The following is a 25,246-nucleotide window of genomic DNA, read 5'->3' on the forward strand; positions in this document are numbered from 1 at the left end:
TAGGTCTACACGCCATCACTCAGGAAGGACCGCAAATGGTACGTTTTTTTTGACTGGATTACCCGCAGGTTTTCCCGCAATCGGGCGCTTTCAGATGGCTCCGGAGCGGGTCGCGGCGATGACTGCCGCAATCTTGTTGTTGACGCCGAGCTTCTCGATAGCCCTGTGCACATGAAAGTTGACTGTGCGTTCACTCAAATTGAGGATCCTGGCAATTTCATAGGCCGTCTTGCCATCGGCCGACAGTTTCAATACTTCGAGTTCCCGTCGTGACAAGGGAGGCGCCTGAGGGCGAGCCGGTTTTTTCGGTTGCATCCCGATCGCCAGAGCGTGCAGATGGCGACTGATGAACACCGAGAATCCAAGGTTCTCGTACAGCTCATAGGCTGAAATCGGGCAGTGGCTCCTGGCCAGACTGAGAATACTGCTCAGACCGGTTTTCTCATCGTGGATGGCATGGGACCAGCCATGCTGCAAGCCTTGTTGCTGCAGCAACTGCCATAGCCATGGCGTCCTGGAAAAAAGCTCTTCACTCCAGAGAACAGGCAACATTGAGTGATTGCAGTGCGCCACTATTGGGTCTATTTGCGTGGTGCTGTTTTTTTTATATTGAAAATTCCACTCATGGGGAAAATTGTTCAGGTTTACCGTAGTGGCTTCGGCCCCGACTGAGTTCGAGGTAATTGAAAAGCCACAAAATTTATATCCAAGGTTTCTAGCGAAGTTGAGTGCGATTCGGTAGGCAGTATTGATCTCTTGCGTGTGTGACAATTGTTTGAGCTGTGACTCCTTCCAGATTTCCATACAATGATCTCCATTCGTGTGTCTTCCGGGTGCGCATTGGATCCAAAATTCGGCACGTCACGGAGTGTAGGACAGTTCCTACGGCGATGCTTCGACAGTTTTGCTCTTTTGACTGTTGGAAAAGTGTGTTCCAGGTTCTTAGGCACTGGATCAGTTATAAATGCCATATGTCATTTTATACTTGCAGCTGTGTGTCGAATTTAGTCATCGATCATTAATGTCACTACAAATTGTCGGTGGTTACGCTGCTTTCTTTGCGGGACACTGGGGTATCTGTTGATTGGAGCCTTCCATGTCCGTCAGTGAAGAAAAATTTACGCGCCAGACCTTGCTCGAGGTTCATCCGTTGACCCCGAACCTGTTTACCCTGCGTGCCACGCGGGATGCAGGGTTTCGTTTTCGGGCAGGGCAGTTTGCCCGATTGGGCGTCACCAAGGCTGACGGCAGTACGGTATGGCGCGCCTATTCCATGGTGTCCTCGCCCTTTGACGAGTTTCTCGAGTTCTTTTCCATTGTCGTACCGGGCGGTGAGTTCACCAGCGAACTGAGCCGCCTGGGTGTTGGCGATTCATTGCTGGTCGACCGCCAGGCCTTCGGCTACCTGACGCTGGACCGTTTTGTCGATGGGCGCGATCTGTGGTTGTTATCCACAGGCACGGGCGTGGCGCCGTTCCTGTCGATACTCCAGGACTTCGAAGTCTGGGAGAAGTTCGAGCGGATTATCCTGGTCTACAGCGTTCGTGAAGCCCGGGAACTGGCTTATCAGGAGCTGATCGCGGGGCTGGCACAACTGGAGTATCTGGCTGAGTACGCACACAAACTGCAATTCATCGCCACGGTCACTCGTGAGCAGCATCCTGACGCATTGAACGGGCGGATCACCACACTGATTGAAAACGGCGAACTGGAGTGCGTCGCGGGTGTTGCGCTGACGCCTGAGCACTCACGGGTCATGTTGTGCGGCAATCCGCAGATGATCGATGACACGCGCAAGCTGCTTAAGCAGCGTGACATGCACTTGAGCCTCAGCCGGCGACCCGGCCAGGTGGCAGTGGAAAACTTCTGGTAAGAAAACGGCGCCTCAAAGGCGCCGTTTTGTTCGTTATTGCGGTCAAGGCCGATTGTTCTGGGCCTTGAGCAGGTCGCGGATCTCGCCCAGCAACTCTTCTTCCTTGGTTGGAACCGGTGGCAGGCTAGGGGCCACTGCCTCTTCGCGCTTCAGGCGGTTGATGGCCTTGACGCCCATGAAGATCGCAAAGGCGACGATGACGAAATCGATGATGGTCTGGATGAATTTGCCATAAGCCAGCACCACTGCCGGGGTGGCGCCTTCCGCTGCCTTGAGCGTTATGGCCAGATCACTGAAGTCCACGCCCCCGATCAGCATCCCGATTGGAGGCATGATCAGGTCACCGACAAACGACGTAACGATCTTGCCGAAGGCCGCACCGATGATGATGCCGACGGCCATGTCGACCACGTTGCCTTTGACCGCGAAGGCCTTGAACTCATTTAGCACGCCCATAGGTTATTTCCTTGTTACAGATGAGGTTGATGAGCGCAGTGTAAATCAGCAAATTGAATCTTGCTCGGATCAACGGCCTGCTGTGCTTGCCTGCAATCGACTTGTGTGGGGTTGAAAAATTCATCGTTTGATCTCGTCTGGAGGCCGACCAAGCCTTCTGTGGCGATTCGCAAACGGCACTTTTTCAGTTGTATGGCTTTGATTGCGTGAGCGAACCAGGGTTGAAATACCCTCTCTGAATCGGTCGTTGAAGTTAATCTGGCAGTTGATGATCAGGGGCAGGTGTTGAAGATTAATTGCAGTTATAGTTGTATTAACTGTTTCGTTAGTTTGAGCCTTGTCTAACAGGCGCGTGTTTCAGGAGCGGATAGCTGCGTTTTGTGTAAGTGTTTTCCGGGTTATGCATTAAGTATTTAAGTGAGCAAGGTTTGTATAAGTTTTTAAATCATGCAGCAAGGTATGCCTTTGGAGTTTGTTGGGTGTGTTCAGCAAAAAACTTATACAAGGTTTTTATAAGGTGAATGTATTTCAATAAGTCCCGTTTAATGAGGTGGCTTGAAAACAACAAAGCGTTTACAAAATATCTGGCCGCACTCCTGCGTCTCAGCTGAGCTATCATCGCGTTTTTTTTGCCGGGAGTTCCGATGGCCAAGGCCAAGCGCATGTACGGCTGCACCGAGTGCGGCTCAACCTTCCCCAAATGGGCCGGCCAGTGCGGTGAGTGCGGGGCCTGGAACACGCTCACCGAAACTATGGTGGAAAGTGGTGGGGCAGCCGCCCCCAGCGGTCGTACCGGCTGGGCCGGCCAGCAGGCACAGATCAAGACCCTGGCCGAAGTCAGTGTCGAAGAAATTCCGCGCTTCTCCACCGCTTCCAGTGAGCTGGACCGGGTTCTGGGTGGCGGTCTGGTGGATGGCTCGGTGGTACTGATCGGTGGCGACCCTGGCATCGGCAAGTCGACCATTCTGTTGCAAACCTTGTGCAACCTCGCCAAGAGCATGCCGGCACTGTACGTCACCGGTGAAGAATCCCAGCAGCAAGTGGCCATGCGTGCACGGCGCCTGGGGCTGCCTCAGGATCAACTGCGGGTCATGACCGAAACCTGTATCGAAGCCATCATCGCCACTGCCCGTCAGGAAAAGCCCAAGGTGATGGTGATCGACTCGATCCAGACGATCTTTACCGAGCAACTGCAATCGGCACCGGGTGGTGTATCCCAGGTGCGTGAAAGCGCGGCATTGCTTGTGCGTTATGCCAAACAGAGCGGTACGGCGATTTTCCTGGTGGGCCACGTCACCAAGGAAGGCGCGCTGGCTGGCCCTCGGGTGCTGGAACACATGGTCGACACCGTGTTGTATTTCGAAGGTGAGTCCGATGGGCGCCTGCGTCTGCTGCGGGCGGTGAAGAACCGTTTCGGTGCAGTCAATGAACTGGGTGTGTTCGGCATGACCGACAAGGGCCTGAAAGAAGTCTCCAATCCGTCGGCGATTTTTCTGACCCGTGCCCAGGAAGAAGTCCCGGGCAGTGTGGTGATGGCAACCTGGGAAGGCACGCGGCCGATGCTGGTGGAGGTACAGGCTCTGGTGGACGACAGTCACCTGGCCAACCCGCGGCGGGTCACGCTGGGGCTGGACCAGAACCGGCTGGCGATGTTGCTGGCGGTGCTGCACCGTCACGGTGGCATTCCGACCCACGATCAGGACGTGTTTCTCAACGTGGTCGGTGGGGTCAAGGTGCTGGAAACGGCTTCTGACCTGGCACTGATGGCGGCGGTGATGTCCAGCTTGCGCAACCGGCCGCTGCCCCATGATCTGCTGGTGTTTGGTGAAGTCGGGCTTTCCGGAGAGGTGCGTCCGGTGCCGAGCGGTCAGGAGCGTTTGAAAGAGGCTGCCAAGCACGGCTTCAAGCGGGCCATCGTGCCCAAGGGCAATGCGCCGAAAGAGGCGCCGGCGGGTTTGCAGATTATTGCCGTGACTCGCTTGGAACAGGCGCTAGACGCACTGTTCGAGTGACTTGCAGGTGGAACACAAACCTGTGGGAGCGAGCTTGCTCGCGATAGCATTGGTTCAGACAATCACTTTATTGACTGAACAGCCGCCATCGCGAGCAAGCTCGCTCCCACAATGATTTTCGCTGATGGCTAGATTTCGATCAGCGCACCGAGTTCTCGCTCCAGCTCCTGCGGATCAGCGAGGTTGAGCTCGATCAATCGCCGCAGGCGTTCGATGGACTCCAGGCTGATGTGCAGGCAGGCAAAACCGAGTTGGCCATGGTCGTCGTGGGCCAATTGCACATCCATGGTGATGTCGGCCTCTTCGCTCAGATGTATATCGACTAGAAAATCCTGCTGCGGATTGCCCAACCACGGATCGGGTCGCTCGATCAACAACCCCTTGAGCGACAGGTCAATCAACTTCACCGACCAGGTGGATTCGCCCTGACTCAGCTCGGTTCGGGCATCGAACGCAATACGTTTGAAGCGGCGACGTTCGGCGGGGTGCTCGCTCATGGCGCGATCCTCGTAGATGTACGCTGACTATAGACCTGCATTCTTGAAGGCGGCCAGCGCGCGCAGGTGTCTAGACCAATGTCGGGGTATGGTCTTTGCCGTCAGGAGCGCTAAACTCGGGGTGGCTGTCTTTCTTGTCCACTCTGGCTGGAATAATAAAATGAAAAATAATAATAGCCCGCTACGCCATCTGCCTTGGCTGGTGCTGGCAATCGTAGGTGCGTGCGCCCTGGGCGTCGTGGCATTGCGCCGAGGCGAGGCAATCAACGCCTTGTGGATTGTGGTCGCTGCCGTGGCCATCTATCTGGTTGCCTACCGCTACTACAGTCTGTTCATCGCTAACAATGTCATGCAACTCGATGCGCGACGGGCCACTCCCGCTGTGCTCAACAATGACGGTCTGGACTACGTGCCGACCAACAAACACATTCTTTTTGGTCACCATTTCGCGGCCATCGCCGGCGCCGGGCCCTTGGTCGGTCCGGTATTGGCAGCGCAGATGGGCTACTTGCCCGGCACGCTGTGGCTGATCGCCGGCGTAGTGCTGGCCGGTGCCGTTCAGGACTTCATGGTCCTGTTCATGTCCACCCGCCGCAACGGCCGCTCCCTGGGTGACATGGTCCGTGAAGAAATGGGCCGCATCCCCGGTACCATCGCGCTGTTTGGCTGCTTCCTGATCATGATCATCATCCTCGCGGTGCTGGCGCTGATCGTGGTGAAAGCCCTGGCCGAAAGCCCTTGGGGCATTTTCACGGTGATGGCGACCATTCCGATCGCGATGTTCATGGGCGTGTACATGCGCTACATCCGCCCGGGTCGCATCGGTGAAATCTCCGTCATCGGCGTGCTGTTGCTGCTCGGTTCGATCTGGCTCGGCGGGCAGATTGCCGCGGATCCGGTGTGGGCCAAGGCGTTCAGCTTCACCGGTGTACAAATCACCTGGATGCTGATCGGCTACGGTTTTGTCGCGGCCGTGTTGCCGGTGTGGCTGATTCTGGCGCCACGTGACTACCTGTCGACCTTCCTGAAAATCGGCACCATCGTCGCCCTGGCCATTGGCATCCTGATCACCATGCCCGAGCTGAAAATGCCGGCGCTGACCCAGTTCATCGATGGTACCGGTCCGGTGTGGAAGGGCGGGCTGTTCCCGTTCCTGTTCATCACCATTGCCTGTGGCGCGGTCTCGGGTTTCCATGCGCTGATCTCTTCCGGGACTACGCCGAAGCTGCTGGATAACGAAACCAACGCCCGCTACATCGGTTACGGCGGCATGCTGATGGAATCGTTCGTGGCGATCATGGCCATGGTCGCCGCCTCGGTGATCGAGCCGGGCGTGTACTTCGCCATGAACAGCCCGGCGGCGGTCGTCGGCGGTGATGTGGTGGCGGTAGCGACAGCAGTCAGCAACTGGGGCTTTGCCATCACGCCGGAAGCGCTGCAAGCCGTGGCCCATGACATCGGTGAAACCACCATCCTGGCCCGTGCCGGTGGTGCGCCGACCCTGGCGGTCGGTATCGCACAAATCCTGCACAGTGTTCTGCCGGGTGAAAACACCATGGCGTTCTGGTACCACTTCGCGATCCTGTTCGAAGCGCTGTTCATCCTGACCGCGGTCGACGCCGGTACCCGTGCCGGGCGTTTCATGCTTCAGGATTTGCTCGGTTCGTTCGTGCCGGCCTTGCGCCGCACTGAGTCCTGGACCGCCAACCTGATCGCCACCGCCGGTTGCGTGGCCATGTGGGGCTGGTTGCTGTACCAAGGGGTGATCGACCCGCTGGGCGGCATCAATACCTTGTGGCCGCTGTTCGGTATCTCCAACCAGATGCTGGCCGGTATCGCGCTGATGCTGGGTACTGTCGTACTGATCAAAATGAAACGTCAGCGGTATGTCTGGGTCACCATGTTGCCGGCGGTATGGCTGCTGATTTGCACCACCACCGCGGGTTTCATCAAGCTGTTCGATGCCAACCCGGCGATCGGCTTCCTGGCCCTGGCCAGAAAATACAGCGATGCGCTGGCCAATGGTCAGATCCTCGCCCCGGCCAAGGACATCACCCAGATGCAGCACGTGATCTTCAACGCCTACACCAACGCAACGCTGACTGCGCTGTTCCTGTTCGTGGTGTTCAGCATCCTGTTCTATGCGCTCAAGGTCGGTATTTCCGCTTGGGGCAGCAAGGAGCGTACGGATAAAGAATCGCCATTCCAGGCGCTGCCGGAAGCGTGATCGAGGATTTGCACCATGTTCAATGACCTTAGTCGCCTCGGTAAATACCTCGGTCAGGCCGCGCGCCTGATGGTCGGCATGCCCGACTACGACAACTACGTCGAGCATATGCAGACCAAACACCCGGACAAACCGGTGATGAGCTATGAGATGTTCTTTCGGGAGCGTCAGGAAGCCCGTTACGGTGGCAAGGGTGGGCCGAAGTGCTGTTGATCCGGCTTTCGGATTGACGGCAATCCCTGTGGGAGCGGGCTTGCTCGCGAAAGCGGTGTGTCATTCAACATTCATGTCGACTGACACGACCCCTTCGCGAGCAAGCCCGCTCCCACATTTGTTTTGTGTTGTGTTTTCATCTTGTGAAAAAGGAGATCCAGTTTGTCCTCTCCAATCCCGGTCACGATCCTCAGCGGCTTCCTCGGCGCTGGCAAGACCACTCTGTTGCGTCACCTGCTCAAGGCCGAGCACGGTCTGAAAATTGCCGTGATCGAGAACGAATTCAGCGACGCCGGCATCGACACCCAGTTGTTGGGTGATGAGCCGGTCCAAGTGATGACGCTCTCCAACGGCTGCGTCTGCTGCACCATCCATACGGATCTGACCAAAGCGCTTTATCTGTTACTCGAGCGTCTGGACCAGGGCGACATCGCCTTCGACCGCCTGGTGATCGAATGCACCGGCTTGGCCGACCCCGCGCCCGTGGCGCAAACCTTTTTCATCGACGAAGAGTTGCGCGAGCGCTATATCCTCGACGGCATCATCACGTTGGTCGACGCGGCACATGCCGACTTGCACCTGACCCAGACCATCGCCCAGGCGCAGATCGGTTTTGCCGACCGCTTGCTGGTGAGCAAGCGCGATCTGGTGGATGAACCGATCTTTACCGCATTGAGCGAACGCCTGACCCGCATCAACCGGCGTGCGCCGATCCGCGTGGTTGACCACGGCAAGATCGACCTGGCCGAATTGCTCGACGTGCGTGGTTTCAATCTCAACGCCGACCTCGGTGGCGGTGTGAGTTTGCGACCGGTCAGCCAGGCACCGTCCATCGACCGCATTTCCAGCCTGGTGCTGCGCACTGGAAAACCGCTGGATATCGATAAACTCAGCGAGTTCATGAACGAGCTGCTGGAGGAGCATGGCAAGCAGTTGCTGCGCTATAAGGGCGTGTTGAACATCCTCGGCGAGCCGCGGCGGATGGTATTTCAGGGTGTCCTGAAGTTGTACGGATTCGATTGGGACACGGAGTGGGGGAACGATGAATCGCGTGAAAGCGTGATCGTGTTTATTGCTGACGATTTGCCGGAAGAGAAGATTCGTGAGGGGTTTGCACGGGTGGCGGCGGATTAAAGTCAGAAATTGCAGCGAGTCTTAAGCCGCGATCGCGAGCAGGCTCGCTCCCACATTTGAAGCGCAGTCCCCTGTGCGAGCCTGCTCGCGATGGCGGTCTAACGTGCGGCACAATGTTGGCCCAGTGCCGATGCAGGGCTCAGCAACAAATCTTCCAGATAATCCAGATGCCGGTTGAGCACGGCTTGCGCCGTCGCGGCATCTCCTCGCTCCAGCGCATCCAGAATCTCCATGTGCACTTGCCCCACGCAATAATCCTTCTGCTGCAGATCAAACTGCGCAATCGCCAACGAAGTCAGCGGCACCAGATTGCCCAGAAAGTGCGCTAGCGGTGCATTCCCCGCCATTTGCGCCAGCTGCAGATGAAACTCTCCCGACAAACGAATCGCCCGGCCACGCTCAGCGCATTGACGCTCGCTATCGACCAGCGCCCGCAGCTGCTTCAGGTCTTGCGCGCAGGGTCGCTGACACGCTAGCCGCACCAGCATGATCTCGGTCAGCCGCCGGGCATGCAGTGTCTGCCGGGTCTGCTCGGCATCAAGCTCGGCGACGCGGGGACGATGGTTGACTCGAAGGATGATGATCTGCTGATGGGACAGTCGCGTCAGCACATCACGCATGTCACTGCGCCTTGCACCGAACATCTGCGCCAGGCTTTCTTCGGTAAAGCGACTGGCCGAATGGATGCGCTGTTCGAAAATGGCATCGAGGACCCGCGAATACAGATCATCCACCGAAGGGCGGACGGGCAGGCTAGTGAGCGTTTGTGGCGAGGCGAAGCTGTTCATGACCAATCTCCAGTTCGAAGAGGTTTCAACTGCCGAGGTTGTCTTCCGGGATGTTCAGTTCGATGCCCATGCGCTGGCCTTCGCGCAAAATGTGCCGACGCATCTCGGCGCTGGCCTGGGCGCTGTTCTTGCTGCGGATTGCACGCACCACGGCTTCGTTTTCTTCAAGGCGTTCGGCCAGGTGCTCCGGGGAGTTGCGCAACACTTCGGCGCTTTGCTTGAGGGCATTGCTGGTTTGCTGGACCACGCTCTGGAAGATCGGGTTCGACGTCAGCGTGAACAGCTCTTCGTGGAACGCGATGTAGGCGTTTACGCCGGCTTCACTATCATTGGCCTCCAGGGCTTCGCGCATGTCCATCAGGGTCAGGCGCAGTTGCCCGACTTCCTTGCTGCTGATGGACTGCGCCACGAGGCCGACGATGAACGGCTCCAGGGTGTAGCGCAGTTGCAGCACGTCTTCCAGGCTCGCTGCCGCCACAGCGCTGTCATGCACCTGGCTGTCGGCGAGATTGGCCTCAAGCACCACCACGCCTTTACCCGGCATCGAGCGCACCAGTCCGAGGGTTTCCAGAACGATGACGGCCTCACGCAGGCTCGGACGGCTGATACCCAGTTGTTCGGCCAGTTCACGTTGTCCTGGCAGCATTTCGCCGGAGCGCCACTGACCTCGGTCCAGCGCGGCCCGAAGTTTTTCTACGACTGAATTTACAACGGTCGACGAGGTAATCACTGTTCGCTCCATGAGCATTAAAAAGTGGTGAAGGTGTGCCGACGAGGCAGCCGGCACACCGTTGATTCAGAATTCCTGCTGATGGGCCGGTGCCACCGGTTTTCGCGGCTGGAAGGTATAACCCACCTGACCGGAAAGTACTTTGTTCGCCCGCTGCACGTCGATGTCCTTCTCCCAGCGGGCGATGGCCACGGTGGCGACGCAATTGCCGATCAGGTTGGTCAGCGCGCGGCCGATGCCCATGAACCAGTCCACCGCGAGCACCAACACCAGGCCGACCACCGGAATCGCCGGGATCGCCGTCAAGGTTGCCGCCAGAATCACCAGTGCCGAGCCGGGAATCCCGTGGGCACCTTTGGAGGTGATCAGCGACACCAGCAAAATGGTCAGCAGGTCAGTCATGGCCAACGGCGTGCCGGTGGCGTTGGCGATGAACACGATGGCCAGGGTCAGGTAGATCGAGAAACCGTCGAGGTTGAACGAGTAGCCGGTGGGAATCACCAGCCCGACGGTCGAACTGCCGATGCCCAGATGCTCGAGTTTGCGCATGATTTGCGGTAGCACAGCGTCGGACGAAGCAGTGCCCATTACGATCAGCAATTCCTCGCGCAGGTACTTGAGCAGCGGCCACATCTTCAAGCCAGAGAGGCGCATCACCAGGCCGAGAATCAGGGCCACGAAGGCCACACAGGTCAGGTAGAACAGGCCGACCAGGCTGCCCAGGTGTTGCAGCGAGTCCAGGCCATATTTGCTGGTGGTGAAGGCGATCGCACCGAATACACCGATCGGCGCCAGGCGCACGATCATGCCCATGATGCGGAAGATCACGTGGCTGAGTTCATTGATCAGCCGCGAAATACCCGATGCCGCCTCGCCCACCAGATTCAGCGCACTGCCGAACAGCACGGAGAACAACAGGACCTGCAGGATGTTGTTATCGGCAAAGGCACCGATCACCGACGTCGGAATCAGGTCCATCAGGAACTGCGTGGTGGTGTGCATGTGCTGGCCGCGTTGGGCAATGTCGCCCATGTCTGCCGCGGAAAGCTGCTCCAGGTGAATGTTCGCGCCGCTGCCGATGCCGGTGCTGAAGGCGAACACCAGACCGATCACCAGGGCGATGGTGGTCAGCACTTCAAAGTAGATCACCGATTTGAGGCCGATACGGCCGACCTTCTTCAGGTCGCCGGCACCACTGATGCCGCTGACCACTACGCAAAACACAATCAAGCCAATGAGCATTTTGATCAGCTTGATAAAACCGTCACCGAGCGGTTTGAGCTGAGCGGAGTATTCGGGAAGGGTCAGCCCGCAGACGATGCCGAGCACCAGTCCGAGAACCACTTGGAGGAAGATTGAACGCGAGCACCATCTGAGCATGGGAGGAATCCTGGTCGGTGTCCTGGCTGCCGTACGCTGCGCGTATCAGCTTCAGGACTTAATTATTGTGGTCTTACCGGTATGTCCAGTGCAGGCGCAGTCTAGGCGCTGTTTTTGGGTCTTCGCAAGTAAAAATTAGAAAATTGGCATGACCGGTCTTACCAGTTGATGGGTAAGCCCGGTATAGAGGCTTTCCCCCCCGGCTGAATAAAAAAATGGGCGAAAAAAAACCGGCCATCTCTGGCCGGTTTTTATAGCTACGGTCTGGCGGGCTGATTAAGCGCCGTACACCGGCAGCTTCTTGCAGATGGCCTTGACCTTCTCACGAACGGCATCGATCACCGCTTCGTTGTTCAGGTCAGCCAGGATGTCGCAGATCCAGCCGGCCAGTTCCTTGCACTCTGCTTCCTTGAAGCCACGAGTGGTCACAGCCGGGGTGCCGAAGCGCAGGCCGGAGGTGACGAACGGGGAGCGAGGGTCGTTTGGCACCGAGTTCTTGTTCACGGTGATGAACGCTTTGCCCAGAGCGGCGTCGGCGTCTTTACCGGAGATTTCCTGCTTGATCAGCGACAGCAGGAACAGGTGGTTTTCAGTACCGCCGGAAACCACGTCGAAACCGCGCTCGATGAACACGCTGGCCATGGCCTGGGCGTTTTTCACCACTTGTTGCTGGTAAGCCTTGAACTCAGGCTGCAGCGCTTCCTTGAAGCAGATCGCCTTGGCTGCGATCACGTGCTCCAGCGGACCACCCTGGGCGCCCGGGAATACCGCGGAGTTCAGCTTTTTCTCGATGTCGGCGTTGGCGCGAGCCAGGATCAGGCCGCCACGCGGACCGCGCAGGGTCTTGTGGGTGGTGGTGGTCACGACGTCAGCGAATGGAACCGGGTTCGGGTAGACGCCAGCGGCGACCAGACCGGCCACGTGGGCCATGTCGACGAACAGGTAGGCGCCAACCTTGTCGGCGATTGCACGGAAACGTGGGAAATCGAGGATCTGCGAGTAGGCAGAGAAGCCGGCCACGATCATTTTTGGCTTGTGCTCTACAGCCAGGCGCTCGACTTCGTCGTAGTCGATCAGGCCGTTGCCGTCGATGCCGTACTGGATGGCGTTGTACAACTTGCCGGAGGACGAAACGCTGGCGCCGTGGGTCAGGTGACCACCGTGGGCCAGGCTCATGCCCAGGATGGTGTCGCCAGCAGACAGCAGGGCCAGGTAAACGGCGCTGTTGGCTTGCGAACCGGCGTGCGGCTGAACGTTGGCGTAGTCGGCGCCGAACAGCTCTTTGGCTCGATCAATAGCAAGCTGCTCGACGATGTCTACGTACTCGCAACCACCGTAGTAGCGCTTGCCCGGATAACCTTCGGCGTACTTGTTGGTCAGTACCGAGCCTTGAGCTTCCATCACCGCAGGGCTGGTGTAGTTTTCCGAAGCGATCAGCTCAATGTGCTCTTCCTGGCGCTGAGCTTCTTGCTCCATGGCGGCAAAGAGATCGGCGTCGTACTTGGCAATAGTCAAATCACGGCTGAACATGGCGGTCCTCAAGGATCGGGGGCGGAAAAGGGGGGCATTCTAACTCAATGGGTTTTAGATGGCATATGAAACGGCATCATGTCGCAGACAAGTGGGCTTCATGACGGGATCGGCGGTGATCGTGCCGGCCTCATCGCGAGCAAGCTCGCTCCCACAGTAGATCTTTGGTATTCACACATGGTGCGTACACCCCAAAAACCTGTGGGAGCGAGCTTGCTCGCGATGAGGCCAATTGCCGCGCCGCAAACCTCAGTCGAACATGAACAGAGCATCATTGCTGAATTGCCCTTCGAACTGGCCCGCCGGCATCGGGCGCCCGAACAGGTAACCCTGCACCTCGTCGCAACCGTGCTCGCGCAGGAAATCCAGCTGTTCGTGGGTTTCCACGCCTTCGGCGATCACCGCCAGGTTAAGACTGTGGGCCATGGCGATGATTGCCCGGGCGATCTGCGCATCCTGCTCACCCGACGGCAAGCCGTCGACGAAGGTGCGGTCGATCTTCAGTACGTCGATCGGGAACTGCTTGAGGTAGTTGAGCGATGAGTAACCGGTACCGAAATCGTCGACCGCAATGCTCAGGCCGAGGTTTTTCAGGCCGTCGAGGATCTGCATCGCCTCGCTGACTTCGCGCATCAGGATGCTTTCGGTGAGTTCCAGTTCCAGGCACGCCGGCGGCAGGCCGGTTTCCTTGAGGATGGTGGCGATTCGCGTGCCGAGCTGGCCGTCGGAGAATTGCCGCGCCGAGATGTTCACCGACACCTTCGGCACCCGTACCCTGGCCTGATGCCAGGCCTTGAGTTGGCGGCAGGCCTCGCTGATCACCCAGTCACCGACATCCACCACCAGCCCGAGCTCTTCGAGCACTGGAATGAAATCCCCCGGCGGCACCAGCCCGCGGCGTGGATGACGCCAGCGCAACAGCGCCTCGGCACCGGTCAGGCGCTTGCCGTCGCCGCTGAACTGCGGCTGGTAATACAATACGAATTCGTTCTGTTCCAGGGCATGGCGCAAATCGCTTTCCAGCTCCAGACGTTCCAGCGCACTGGCGTTCATGTCCGCCTGATAGAACTGGAAGTTGTTCTTGCCGCGCTCCTTGGCGTGGTACATCGCGGTGTCGGCGTTCTTCATCAACTGGCTGAGTTCGTTGCCGTCCTGCGGGCTCAGGGCGATGCCGATACTGGCCGTGACGAAGAACTCGCGGCCTTCGAGTACGAAGGGTTTCACCAGACTGGCAAGAATCTGTTCCGCCACATGAATTGCCCGGGTCAAGGCGACTTCACGGTTAGCTCGCGGTTGCAGGAGCAAGGTGAATTCGTCGCCGCCCATGCGCGCCACGGTGTCGTCATCGTCGACGCAACCGAGCAGGCGCGTGGCCATTTCCTTGAGCATGCGGTCGCCGGCGGCGTGGCCCAGGGAGTCGTTGATCGGCTTGAAGCGATCGAGGTCGAGGAACATCAGCACCACCCACGACTTCTGCCGTTCGGCCGATTGCAACGCCGTGTGCAGGCGATCCTGGAACAGCGATCGGTTGGGCAGGTGCGTCAGGGCGTCGTAGTAGGCGAGACGGTGAATCCGCTGCTCGCTGGCCTTGCGCTCGCTGATGTCGCTGAAGAAACACACATAGCTGGCCAGGTCGCCTTCGTCGTCGAGTACGGCGGTGATTCCGACCCAGGCCGGGTAATGCTCGCCATTACGGCGCTTGAGCCAGACCTCGCCTTCCCATGTGCTGTGCTGGCTCAATTGCTTGAGCACATACCGCAGGTGGGCTTCCTGCTGATCGTCGACAGTCAGCATGTTCGGCAACTGGTCGAGGACTTGCTCCACGGCATAGCCGCTGACACGACTGAAGGCTTCGTTGGCCTGGACGATGTAGCCGGCCGGGTCGGTGATCAGGATCGCCGAGGTCGAGTGTTCGAATACTGTAGCCGCCATGCGCAGGTCTTTTTCGGCCCGGCGTTGCTGGCTGATGTCGCGGCCGACGCCGAGCACGCCTTCGAACGTGCCGTGTTCGTCCCAGACCAATACCAGGCGCAGTTCGATCGGGATCTTGCGCCCGTCGGCCCGCAGGCAGTCGAACAGGAACAGTTGGGTTTGCACCTGGCTGCGTAACAGCGCCAGGTGGTCCGGTTGATCCAGCGCTTTGCTGACCCGGTCCATCAGGTGGTAGATGCCGGTCAGTTGTTGCGGGTTGGCGATGGTCGATTGCCAGCCGTTCTGGAAAATCCACTCGGCGTCGTAACCCAGCACGGCTTGCACCGAGGGGCTGACGTAATTGAGATTCAGGCGGCTGTCGGTGGAGAAGATCACGTCGCTGATGCTTTCGGCGAGCATGCGATAGCGCTGCTCACTGTCGCGCAGGGATTCGCTGGCTTCGATCTGGTCGGTGATGTCCTTGGCCACGCCGATGATCCGCGTGACCTGGTCCTCCCTGTCCCGCGCCAATGCCTGCTCGCGAATCTCGAAACGTCGCCACTGGCCGTCCCGATGGCGGAAGCGCAACTGGCACTGCATCAACTGGTGATAACCGGCCTGGCGCTGGACCTGGCGGGAGCGGTGGTAATAGTCGGCGTCTTCGGGGTGCAGGAGGATTTCCCAGAAGTATTCGCCCATCTGTTGCAGTTCGGTGCGGTTGTAACCCAGCGTCTGGCCCAGATGGTGGTTGCTGAAGATCATGCGCTGGCTGATCACATCCTGTACATACAGGTGATCCGGCACGGTGCGCACCACGTCCGACCAGAACCCTTCGCGCTCCTGCAATGACAGTTCGATGAGCTTGCGGCTGGTGATGTCGGTGATGCTCAGGATCACCGAGTCATAGTCGTCCGGGGTTTGCGGCAGACGCAGCACCAGCCACAGGTGCTGGTCGCGACCGCTGGCGTCCTGGAGCTTTATTTCCAGCTCAAGCTGTTGCTGCCGGTTGAGCATCGCGTCGAGCACCTGGTTGCCGATGGCGGTGCCGTCCTGCGGATTGCCGTCGACCAGCAGTTTCCAGGCGTTGTCGGTGCTATCGACATTCAGCAGTTGCAGAGCGACCTGGTTGACCTCGGTGATCCGCAGTTCCTTGAGCAATTGCCGGCGTTGCTCCGGGATCGCCAGCCACGCTTGCAGTTGCTCGCTGTCCTGCAGCTGTGCCTTGTCGAAAAAGACCTTGAGCCCCGACATGTCGAGCACGCACAAAGCCACGCCGGTGCCTTCGAAAATGTCCTGGTAACGTCGGCGGCCTTCATTCAACTGGCGCTGACGCCGGCGCATGTTCAGCAAGGCGATGAACGGCAGCATGGAAAACGCCAGGCCCAGCAGGCATTTGCCGATGAACGCCGGCAGCAGTTCTTCCAGCACTCGCTGACGGTCGAACAAACCGCGCAGTTGCCAATCGCTGCTGCTCAGCGGAACCGTCAGCACGCTGTTGGCGACATCGTCCTCGGTCAGCGTACCCGGATTGACCGAGGGCAGCCCTTTGTCGCGGCTGACGATTTGATGATTGATGCGGTTCTCCACCAGCCACAACGGGCGGTCGCCAGCCTCGCTCTGCTTGGTCAAGGACGAAAAGAAGGTGGGCGTCAGGCGCAAGGCCCAGTAGCCGCGGGAACTGCCGCTGGCCTGATGCAACAATAAATGCACCACAGAACCGTCGGTGGCATTGCTGAAGTAGTGCGCCTGGGCGTGGCTGCGGCGTACCAGTTCACCCAGGTAGTCGCTGTCATCGCTGTCGGGAGCGCTGTCACTGAGGACTCTTCCCGAAGGGCTGAGCAAAGCCAGGCTACGCAGATCAGGCAGCGACTGTTGCAGCTTGCGCAGCAGCGCCTGCAGTTCATCGGCGTCTTGCGGTTGCTCGACGATCGGCAACAGGTTGAGGGCGATCTGCGCGTTGAGTGCCATGTTCAGGCTGACCTGCGCGGCCAGATCGGCGGTGTAGTCGATGGTGTACTGACGCTGGTTTTTCTGGGTTTCGCGCAACTGGTCGAGTAACTGCCAGAACAGCAGGGCCAGCAGCAATAATGCGAGTGTCGCCAAGGTGCCCTTCAAGGTCCCGCGCAGGGGGGAGCCAGGCGCTGTGGCCGGCGCACTGGAAGTCAGAGGCGGAGGGACATTGGACAAGCTGTAATCCTGCGGTTTGGCTGGACTGGCGCGACGTGCACTATAAGCCGGACGCCCGAAGGGCGGCTAGCATGCCCTGAGTTGTGGCGAAGTGCCAGCCCCAGCCCGTCGGCTGGACTGCCATCTGTCATTAAGGTAGCTTTGCGGGTTACGCGGGAGCGTTCCAGCTCCTAGGCTTTTTCAGCGCGTCTGTATTGAAAACTCTCAATCGGACGACGCGCACAGCCTGGCCAGGCATCGCCTGTACCCTATTCATTCATCAGTCACTGACCCTAGGTTCTCCATGGCTCAATACGTATTCACCATGCATCGGCTGGGCAAAGTTGTTCCGCCGAAGCGGGAAATCCTGAAAAACATTTCTCTGTCGTTCTTCCCCGGCGCCAAGATCGGCGTGCTTGGCCTTAACGGTTCGGGTAAGTCCACGCTGCTGAAAATCATGGCCGGCGTCGACACCGAATTCGAGGGCGAAGCCCGTCCGATGCCGGAGCTGAACATCGGCTACCTGCCGCAGGAGCCGATTCTTGATCCGACCAAGACCGTGCGTGAAGTGGTCGAGGAGGCGGTCAGCGTGATCAAGGACGCCCAGGCACGCCTGGACGAGGTCTACGCGGCCTATGCCGATCCGGATGCCGACTTCGACAAACTGGCCGCCGAACAGGCCAAGCTCGAAGCGATTCTGCAAGCCAGCGACGGCCACAACCTGGAGCGTCAGCTGGAAGTCGCCGCCGATGCGCTGCGTCTGCCGGCCTGGGATGCCAAGGTCGAACACCTCTCCGGTGGTGAGAAGCGTCGTGTGGCCCTGTGCCGTCTGCTGCTGTCCGCACCGGACATGCTGCTGCTCGACGAACCCACCAACCACCTGGACGCCGATTCCGTTGCGTGGCTTGAGCACTTCCTGCACGACTTCCCGGGTACCGTGGTAGCGATCACGCACGACCGTTACTTCCTGGACAACGTTGCCGGCTGGATTCTGGAACTCGACCGCGGCGCGGGCATTCCTTACGAGGGCAACTATTCGGGTTGGCTGGAAGCCAAGTCCGATCGTCTGGCTGCCGAATCCAAGCAGCAATCGGCCCACGAAAAAGCCATGAAGGAAGAACTGGAGTGGGTGCGCAAAGGCGCCAAGGCCCGCCAGTCGAAATCCAAGGCTCGTCTGCAACGCTTCGAAGAAATGCAATCGCAGGAATTCCAGAAGCGCAGCGAAACCAACGAGATCTACATCCCGGCCGGTCCACGCCTGGGCGACAAGGTCATCGAATTCAAGAACGTCACCAAGGGCTACGGCGATCGCGTGCTGATCGACAACCTGTCGTTTTCCATGCCTAAAGGCGCCATCGTAGGCGTGATCGGCGGTAACGGCGCCGGTAAGTCGACCCTGTTCCGTATGTTGATGGGCAAGGAAACTCCGGACTCGGGCAGCATCGAAGTCGGTGAAACCGTGCAACTGGCTTGCGTCGACCAGAGCCGCGAAGACCTGGACGGCAGCAAGACCGTGTTCCAGCAGATCTCCGACGGTTCCGACCAGATCCGCATCGGCAACTACGAGATCCCGTCGCGTACCTACGTCGGTCGCTTCAACTTCAAGGGCGGCGATCAGCAGAAGTTCGTCAAGGACCTGTCCGGCGGTGAGCGCGGCCGCTTGCACCTGGCCCTGACCTTGAAAGAGGGCGGCAACGTCCTGCTGCTCGACGAACCGTCCAACGACCTCGACGTTGAAACCCTGCGTTCCCTGGAAGAGGCCCTGCTGGACTTCCCGGGCGCCGCCATTGTGATCTCCCACGACCGGTGGTTCCTTGACCGCGTCGCGACGCACATCCTGGCGTACGAAGACGACTCGCAAGCGGTGTTCTTCGAAGGCAACTACACCGAGTACGAAGCCGACCGTAGAAAGCGCCTCGGCGATGCGGCTGCCCAGCCACACCGGGTGCGTCACAAGAAACTGGCCTGATTTCGGGTTGGTTGCATAAAGAGCGGAGCCTTCGGGCTCCGTTTTTTTTTGCGTTTTTTCAGTGAGACCGAGCAGCGGACTTCGCGAGCAAGCCCGCTCCCACAGGGTTTTGTGAAAGGCACACCTCTCAATTCAACACCGACCTCCTGTGGGAGCGGGCTTGCTCGCGAAGGCGGTATTCCTGATGGTGCAGGAATTGAATTGTGACTCCCCATTCAGGTGCAATATCAGGCCAAAAAGCAGTCTGTTTTATATCCTGTGCACCATTTAATTTCATAAATGCGACATTTTGCTCTGTTCTTGTGCGCGAATCGTTTGTTACAGTCCGGCCCAATCCCTTCCAACGACAATAAATTTGCCGAGACTTTTCCATGATCGAATCCGTCGAATCCTTCCTTGCGCGCCTGAAAAATCGCGATCCGGACCAACCTGAATTTCACCAGGCCGTGGAAGAAGTACTACGCAGTCTGTGGCCGTTTCTTGAAGCGAATCCGCATTACCTGACCTCGGGCATTCTGGAGCGCATCTGCGAGCCGGAGCGGGCGGTGGTGTTTCGCGTGTCGTGGGTCGACGATCAGGGCAAGGTCCAGGTCAATCGTGGTTTCCGCATCCAGATGAACAGCGCGATCGGCCCGTACAAGGGCGGCTTGCGTTTTCACCCGTCGGTGAACATGGGCGTCCTGAAATTCCTCGCCTTTGAACAGACCTTCAAAAACTCCCTGACTTCATTGCCCATGGGCGGCGGCAAGGGCGGTTCGGACTTCGACCCCAAAGGCAAAAGCGATGCGGAAGTCATGCGCTTCTGCCAGGCCTTCATGAGCGAGTTGTACCGCCACATTGGTGCCGACGTTGACGTGCCGGCCGGGGACATCGGTGTGGGCGCGCGGGAAATCGGTTTCCTGTTTGGCCAGTACAAGCGCCTGAGCAACCAGTTCACCAGCGTGCTGACCGGCAAAGGCCCAAGCTACGGCGGCAGCCTGATTCGCCCGGAAGCCACCGGTTTCGGTTGTGTGTACTTCGCCGAGGAAATGCTCAAACGCCGCGGTTTGGCAGTCGAGGGCAAGCGGGTGGCGATCTCCGGTTCCGGCAACGTTGCGCAATACGCGGCGCGCAAGGTCATGGACCTGGGCGGCAAAGTGATTTCGCTGTCCGATTCCGAAGGCACGTTGTATTGCGAAAGCGGTTTGACCGAGGAGCAATGGCTGGCGATGCTGGAGCTGAAAAACGTACAGCGTGGGCGTATCCGTGAACTGGCCGGCCGTTTTGGCCTGGAGTTCCGCGCCGGTCAGTTGCCATGGAGCCTGAGCTGCGATATCGCGTTGCCGTGCGCGACGCAAAACGAACTGGACGCTGAAGCCGCTCGCACCCTGCTGCGCAACGGCTGCATCTGCGTGGTTGAAGGCGCGAACATGCCGACCACCCTTGAGGCGGTGGACCTGTTCATCGAGGCGGACATTCTGTTTGCGCCGGGCAAGGCATCCAACGCCGGTGGCGTGGCGGTGAGCGGGCTGGAGATGTCGCAGAACGCCATGCGCCTGGCGTGGACCGGTGGCGAAGTGGACAGCAAGCTGCACGCGATCATGCAGTCGATCCACCATGCTTGCGTGCATTACGGCGAAGAGAATGGCCGGGTCAACTACGTCAAGGGCGCGAATATCGCCGGCTTCGTCAAAGTCGCCGATGCCATGCTGGCCCAAGGCGTGGTTTAGGCGAAGCCTACGCCGGATCGATACGAATCACTTCGATCAATTGATCCCCGGCGGGGCGCTGCCACAGCACTTCGTCGTTGAGTCGTGCACCGAGCAGTGCCCGACCCAGCGGCGAACCCCAATTGATCAGGCCGTGGGCGGCATCGGCCTGATCTTCGCCCACCAGTTGTACCCGACGCTCGGTGGCGTGTTCATCGGCGTAGGTCACCCAACTGCCGATCTGCACTTTCTCGGTCGAAGTCGCGGCGGGTACCACCTGAGCGCTGCCCAGGCGCTGCTTGAAGTAACGCAAATCACGCTCGAGATCCACCAGGCGCTGCTTGTCGGCCTGCTCGCCCCTGGCCGATTGTTCGGCGTGCAGGGTTTGCAGTTCTGCGACTTTACCCTGCAACAGAATCAGGCCTTGCGGCGTGACGTAATTGGGCTGCGCGCTGACCTGCCTTTCGACAGGCTGATCGGTTTGCGCGGCGGCGTTATCTTCATTGACGAAGGCACGGCTCATGGAATTCTCCCGGTATAGGATTTAGGTCATGGTCGCAGGTATTTGGTTTCAGCAAATGTCTGAAAGCGACTTACGGCGAGTGATAGGTCCGGGTGGCGTTCTGATCCTTCTGCTGCCAGGCCGATACGCGGCTGATAAGGAAAGTCTAGAAGTGGATGCATCGGGTGGTTGTGAAAGGTGTGTGATCAATCCGTCGGAAACGACGATTCCCTGTGGGAGCGAGCTTGCTCGCGATGAGGGACTGACATTCAACACGTGTGTTGGCTGAACGGCCGCTATCGCGAGCAAGCTCGCTCCCACAGGGATGTGTGGTGCGTTCGGGTCAGTAGTGATACCACTTCAGCTCAAGCATCACTTCGTTCTCGGGGGTCGCCAAATGGCTGAACTCGCGCTGGGCGCTCAAGCGCAGTCCGAGATTGCGGGATATTTCCCATTGCTGATTCAGACTCAGGCTACGACGCACTTCACCATTGGTGAAAAAGTCGCCCTTGGCTTCCAGGCTCAAGTTGCCCAGCGGGTTTTTCCACAGCACACCACTGTTGAAACCGGCGGCCGGGGCAATGAATGCGGCGAAGTCGTTGTTGTGCTCGATACGCGCGGTGCCCAAGGCAAAGCCGAGCAGATCGTCGCTCAGTTGCCAGGTACCGCCGCCGCCACCGTTGACGTGGCTGACCAGGGTTTGGTCATCATGCTTGCCCGGTACCCGTTCCAGACCGCCGGTGACTTGCCATGACAGTGGCTGCAGCAACTCGTTACGCGGGGTCAGGGAGCGAATGGTCGCCAGGTCCAGTCGCTGCACTTGCCAGTCATTGCCTTCGTACTGGCGCAGTTTCAATTGCAGGATTTCAATCTGCGCACCAAGGGGAAAGCTTTCGCTGTTGTCATTGAGGTCGTGATAAGCCATGCGCAAGCCGTACTCGCCAAAGGCTTTATCTCCACGGGTGCCAAGGCCGAGCTGCCAGGTGCGGGACTCGTGACCGTCTTCAGGCAGGCCGGGTTGCGGGATATCCAGCTCCGGCGCCGGGTTCTGGTTGATCGCCCGCAGCAGTTCGAAGCTGCGCTGGGCGCGCGCGGGGTCGCGTTCCTGACCATTGGCTCGGTAACGCTCCAGACGATAGGCCGCATCGATGATCAGCGCCTGGCGTTCGCGGGGTTGTGCCTTGAACGCCGGGGCTTGCAATTGTTTCTGGTCGGCGCTGACTTTCAGCACCCATTGCTGCTCTTCAGGGTTCAACGGCTCGGCGCGACTGAGCAACTCGCGTTCCCGGGACGGACGATACTGGATGGATTCCACCAGTCCGGCATTTTTCACGGCTTTGACGGTGTCGGTCGGAATGGCTGTGAGCGGGAATTGCTCGGTCAGGCGCAGGCTCGGGCGGGCCACCTGCAGCAGTTCGAGCAAGCGGTATGAGCAGTTCTCGTCGAAGAAGAAATAGTCGAATTTGATCTGCTTCAGCTCCCAGACGTGCTCGACCATGCGCGCGGTTTCCTGCCGGGTCAGGTTCAGGCGGTATTCCCACAGATCGCGGTTTTCCAGGCTGCGATATTCCGAGAGTTTTTCCTGATAGGGCACCAGCGCGAACAGGCCGGGATAACCGCCCATCAGGCCTTTCCAGGCATAGAGGATGCTGTTGTCCGAGCCTTCGATGTAGGCACCGAAGTTGATGGCATAGCTGAGCAGCGAAGTCTTGTCGCTCTTTACATCGGCCTGGTCGATGCGCAGCAGGGTGTGGCCGAACATCGAGGACGGGCTGTTCAGGTAAGCCGCCGGGAAGATCATCACCGCGCTATCGGGCGAGACGTCCTTGAACCATTGCTTGAACCCGGTGCAGTCCGGTGTTGGCAGGCCGTTCAGGCCGAGTTGTTCTGTCAGCCAGCGGGTGCGGGCCGGGTAGACGCATTGCGCGTGTTGTTCACCGGCACTGGCCGGGGCGTACAAGGCTTGTACGGTCGCCGCCAGTTCATGGTCCGGATGTTCGTTGCCATCGGCGGCGAGGAAGAATTTTCTGTCGCTGACATAGCTGCGCCAGCCGCCGAGCTTGGCGGTTTCGTAATGGCCCAGGGATATCCAGAAAGGGTCGTTGGCCAGTTGCTGCAAACGTTGTGGATCGATGTGAGGCGCGGCGGACAGCGGGGCGCAGGCACACAGCGCCAGCCAGGCAAGGCGTTTGAGCATAGGTGGCAACTTAAGTCGAAAAAAACAAAGACCCAACGAGGTGGATGCCTTTTACCTGTAGGAGCTGGCTTGCCAGCGATGGTCCTTAACGATTACGCGTGTTTACTGGATAAACACAGCGCCTTTGAAATCATCGCTGGCAAGCCAGCTCCTACAGTAGTCAGCAACATTGCCCGAGGAGGGACAGGTCCAAAAAACAAAACCCGCTTCCCGAAAGAAGCGGGGCGGGTCGAGCTTAAGCTTGAGTGGCGTACTTGGCCAGTCGAGGGTCGGCTTTGAGCACGGCCAGGGTATTGGTATGCACGTCTTCGGCGGTAACGTCCGCCTTGCTGAAGATCTGCTGGAAGTGCTCGTGAGTGACGGCGGCGAAGTGCGCACGGTCTTCCGGCGCCACGCCCAGTACCACGGCGTAGGTGGTCAGCGCCTCGCCCTGACCTTTGGCCATGTCCTCGGACAGCTCGTTCATCATGCCATTCATGGCAAACCAGGATTTGCCGCCATAGGTCAGCGACGCGTTGGTTGCGCAACCGTTGGTGCCGGAGGTCATACCGAAGGTTGCGTTGCCGGAAGTGCCGTTGGTGGTGGATGCCAGGAAGTGAGCCGGAGTACCACGCTGACCTTCGAACAGCATGTTGCCCCAACCGCAATCCGGGCCGCCCGGGGCCTGAGCCATGGCGTTGATGGATACAGCGGTGAAGAGAGTACCAAGAAGAATCCGTTTCATAGCGTTGTTCTCTTTTATGTGCGTACCAATAGACAAAGGGTCTGGCCCGTCTGGTGCCAGTGGGCCGGGCATTAGTCCAGCCGCGCAGTCTGGAGTTTAGGCACGATCATGGGGTTCCGTGATTTTTTGCAAAACATTCATGGGAAACCGCGGCGCAAGCCCGGGCGGCCTGGGGTTTTCGGATTGTCTATGCACAGGTCTGCGGCACTCCTTGCCAGTCGGGCATGGGCAGCGCCAGAATGCTGCAATCTGCCCCGCCTGATTGTTAAGGAAGCCCGATGCCTGATCCTGTTGCTGCCAGCTTGCGTCTAGCGCCCGAAGCGCTGACCCGTCCGTTTTCCGCTGAACAGTTCAGCTTCTCTACCACCAATGATCTGGAGCCCTTTCGCGGTGTGCTTGGCCAGGAACGTGCGGTCGAAGCCTTGCAGTTCGGTGTGGCCATGCCACGCCCCGGTTACAACGTATTCGTCATGGGCGAGCCCGGCACTGGCCGGTTCTCGTTCGTCAAACGCTACCTCAAGGCCGAAGGCAAGCGCCTGCAGACCCCGGCGGACTGGGTCTATGTCAACAATTTCGATGAACCGCGCGAACCACGTGCCCTGGAATTGCCGTCGGGCACTGCCGGTAACTTCATTGGAGATATCAACGGTCTGATCGACAACCTGCTGGCGACGTTTCCGGCAGTCTTCGAACATCCGTCCTACCAGCAGAAGAAAAGCGCCATCGACCGCGCCTTCAACCAGCGCTACGACAAGGCCCTGGACGTCATCGAGCGTCTGGCACTGGAAAAGGATGTCGCGCTGTACCGCGACGCCAGCAATATCGCCTTCACCCCGATGGGCGACGGCAAGGCGTTGGACGAAGCTGAATTCGCCCAGTTGCCGGAAACCGAGCGCGAGCGCTTCCACGAGGATATTTCCGTGCTGGAGGAGCGCCTGAACGAAGAGCTCGCCAGCCTGCCGCAATGGAAGCGTGAGTCGAGCAACCAACTGCGCCACCTCAACGAAGAAACCATCACCCTGACCTTGCAGCCATTGTTGTCACCGTTGTCGGAGAAGTACGCCGAGAACGCCGCGGTGTGCGGTTATCTGCAAGCCATGCAGGTGTACTTGCTCAAGACCGTGGTCGAGCAATTGGTGGACGACAGCAAGACCGACGCTGTCGCCCGCAAACTGCTGGAGGAACAGTACGCGCCGAGCCTGGTGGTCGGTCACTCGGCCAGCGGCGGCGCGCCGGTGGTGTTCGAGCC

General features: G+C 59.0%; 19 protein-coding genes. 8 read left to right on the plus strand and 11 right to left on the minus strand.

The window, feature by feature from the left end; translation table 11 throughout:
* Positions 1–90 precede the first annotated feature (90 nt).
* Positions 91–804, minus strand: a complete 714-nt coding sequence (locus PMI29_RS01200) for a helix-turn-helix transcriptional regulator (RefSeq protein WP_008004286.1) — start codon at positions 802–804, stop codon at positions 91–93.
* Positions 805–1,096: 292 nt separating this feature from the next.
* On the opposite strand from PMI29_RS01200, the gene PMI29_RS01195 reads away from it, so the two are divergent.
* Positions 1,097–1,873: a ferredoxin--NADP reductase gene (locus tag PMI29_RS01195; RefSeq protein WP_008004287.1), complete on the plus strand. Its 777-nt coding sequence runs from the start codon at positions 1,097–1,099 to the stop codon at positions 1,871–1,873.
* 42 nt (positions 1,874–1,915) lie between these two features.
* Here PMI29_RS01195 and mscL read toward each other — a convergent pair whose 3' ends face one another.
* Positions 1,916–2,329: a large-conductance mechanosensitive channel protein MscL gene (gene mscL, locus PMI29_RS01190; RefSeq protein WP_008004290.1), complete on the minus strand. Its 414-nt coding sequence runs from the start codon at positions 2,327–2,329 to the stop codon at positions 1,916–1,918.
* A gap of 644 nt (positions 2,330–2,973) precedes the next feature.
* Here mscL and radA point away from each other — a divergent pair.
* Entirely contained in the window at positions 2,974–4,341 is a 1,368-nt protein-coding gene (gene radA / locus PMI29_RS01185; RefSeq protein ID WP_008004292.1) for a DNA repair protein RadA, read from the plus strand.
* 128 nt (positions 4,342–4,469) lie between these two features.
* Here the strand turns inward: radA and PMI29_RS01180 are convergent, their stop codons facing one another.
* Positions 4,470–4,838: a PilZ domain-containing protein gene (locus PMI29_RS01180; protein WP_008004293.1), complete on the minus strand. Its 369-nt coding sequence runs from the start codon at positions 4,836–4,838 to the stop codon at positions 4,470–4,472.
* Positions 4,839–4,998: 160 nt separating this feature from the next.
* Between PMI29_RS01180 and PMI29_RS01175 the strand changes: the two genes are divergently transcribed.
* From PMI29_RS01175 to yjiA, 3 genes are all read left to right on the plus strand, one after another.
* Positions 4,999–7,065: a carbon starvation CstA family protein gene (locus PMI29_RS01175; RefSeq protein ID WP_008004295.1), complete on the plus strand. Its 2,067-nt coding sequence runs from the start codon at positions 4,999–5,001 to the stop codon at positions 7,063–7,065.
* A gap of 15 nt (positions 7,066–7,080) precedes the next feature.
* The gene (locus PMI29_RS01170) at positions 7,081–7,278 is read left to right on the plus strand and encodes a YbdD/YjiX family protein (protein ID WP_007895266.1); all 198 of its coding nucleotides are present in this window, start codon (positions 7,081–7,083) and stop codon (positions 7,276–7,278) included.
* A gap of 162 nt (positions 7,279–7,440) precedes the next feature.
* Positions 7,441–8,412, plus strand: a complete 972-nt coding sequence (yjiA, locus tag PMI29_RS01165) for a GTPase (protein ID WP_008004297.1) — start codon at positions 7,441–7,443, stop codon at positions 8,410–8,412.
* Positions 8,413–8,510: 98 nt separating this feature from the next.
* On the opposite strand, the gene PMI29_RS01160 is transcribed toward yjiA, so the two are convergent.
* The 5 genes from PMI29_RS01160 to PMI29_RS01140 all read right to left on the minus strand — a co-directional run bounded on the left by PMI29_RS01160 (position 8,511) and on the right by PMI29_RS01140 (position 16,938).
* Entirely contained in the window at positions 8,511–9,200 is a 690-nt protein-coding gene (locus PMI29_RS01160; protein ID WP_008004299.1) for a GntR family transcriptional regulator, read from the minus strand.
* Between the two features lie 25 nt (positions 9,201–9,225).
* On the minus strand, positions 9,226–9,930 hold the full coding sequence (locus PMI29_RS01155) for a FadR/GntR family transcriptional regulator (protein ID WP_008004301.1): 705 nt from the start codon (positions 9,928–9,930) through the stop codon (positions 9,226–9,228).
* Between the two features lie 66 nt (positions 9,931–9,996).
* Positions 9,997–11,310: a C4-dicarboxylate transporter DctA gene (locus PMI29_RS01150; protein WP_008004303.1), complete on the minus strand. Its 1,314-nt coding sequence runs from the start codon at positions 11,308–11,310 to the stop codon at positions 9,997–9,999.
* Between the two features lie 276 nt (positions 11,311–11,586).
* A complete protein-coding gene (glyA, locus tag PMI29_RS01145) occupies positions 11,587–12,840 on the minus strand; it encodes a serine hydroxymethyltransferase (RefSeq protein ID WP_007990482.1) in 1,254 nt (417 codons plus the stop codon).
* 249 nt (positions 12,841–13,089) lie between these two features.
* Positions 13,090–16,938 (minus strand): sensor domain-containing protein, encoded by a 3,849-nt coding sequence (locus PMI29_RS01140; protein WP_008004305.1) that lies wholly within the window; start codon positions 16,936–16,938, stop codon positions 13,090–13,092.
* Positions 16,939–17,221: 283 nt separating this feature from the next.
* Here PMI29_RS01140 and ettA point away from each other — a divergent pair, with 283 nt between their 5' ends.
* A complete protein-coding gene (ettA, locus tag PMI29_RS01135) occupies positions 17,222–18,886 on the plus strand; it encodes an energy-dependent translational throttle protein EttA (RefSeq protein WP_008004307.1) in 1,665 nt (554 codons plus the stop codon).
* 371 nt (positions 18,887–19,257) lie between these two features.
* Positions 19,258–20,595: an NADP-specific glutamate dehydrogenase gene (gene gdhA / locus PMI29_RS01130; RefSeq protein WP_008004309.1), complete on the plus strand. Its 1,338-nt coding sequence runs from the start codon at positions 19,258–19,260 to the stop codon at positions 20,593–20,595.
* A 7-nt stretch (positions 20,596–20,602) separates the two neighbouring features.
* On the opposite strand, the gene PMI29_RS01125 is transcribed toward gdhA, so the two are convergent.
* The 3 genes from PMI29_RS01125 to PMI29_RS01115 form a co-directional block, all read right to left on the minus strand.
* On the minus strand, positions 20,603–21,097 hold the full coding sequence (locus tag PMI29_RS01125) for a GreA/GreB family elongation factor (RefSeq protein WP_008004311.1): 495 nt from the start codon (positions 21,095–21,097) through the stop codon (positions 20,603–20,605).
* A gap of 322 nt (positions 21,098–21,419) precedes the next feature.
* On the minus strand, positions 21,420–23,273 hold the full coding sequence (locus PMI29_RS01120) for an Lnb N-terminal periplasmic domain-containing protein (protein ID WP_008004315.1): 1,854 nt from the start codon (positions 23,271–23,273) through the stop codon (positions 21,420–21,422).
* Between the two features lie 235 nt (positions 23,274–23,508).
* The gene (locus tag PMI29_RS01115; RefSeq protein WP_007970900.1) at positions 23,509–23,997 is read right to left on the minus strand and encodes a DUF3015 domain-containing protein; all 489 of its coding nucleotides are present in this window, start codon (positions 23,995–23,997) and stop codon (positions 23,509–23,511) included.
* A gap of 278 nt (positions 23,998–24,275) precedes the next feature.
* On the opposite strand from PMI29_RS01115, the gene PMI29_RS01110 reads away from it, so the two are divergent.
* A partial coding sequence (locus tag PMI29_RS01110; protein WP_008004318.1) for a Lon-like protease helical domain-containing protein occupies positions 24,276–25,246 on the plus strand: 971 nt, incomplete at its 3' end.

The organism is Pseudomonas sp. GM49, assembly GCF_000282355.1.
Lineage (GTDB): Bacteria > Pseudomonadota > Gammaproteobacteria > Pseudomonadales > Pseudomonadaceae > Aquipseudomonas.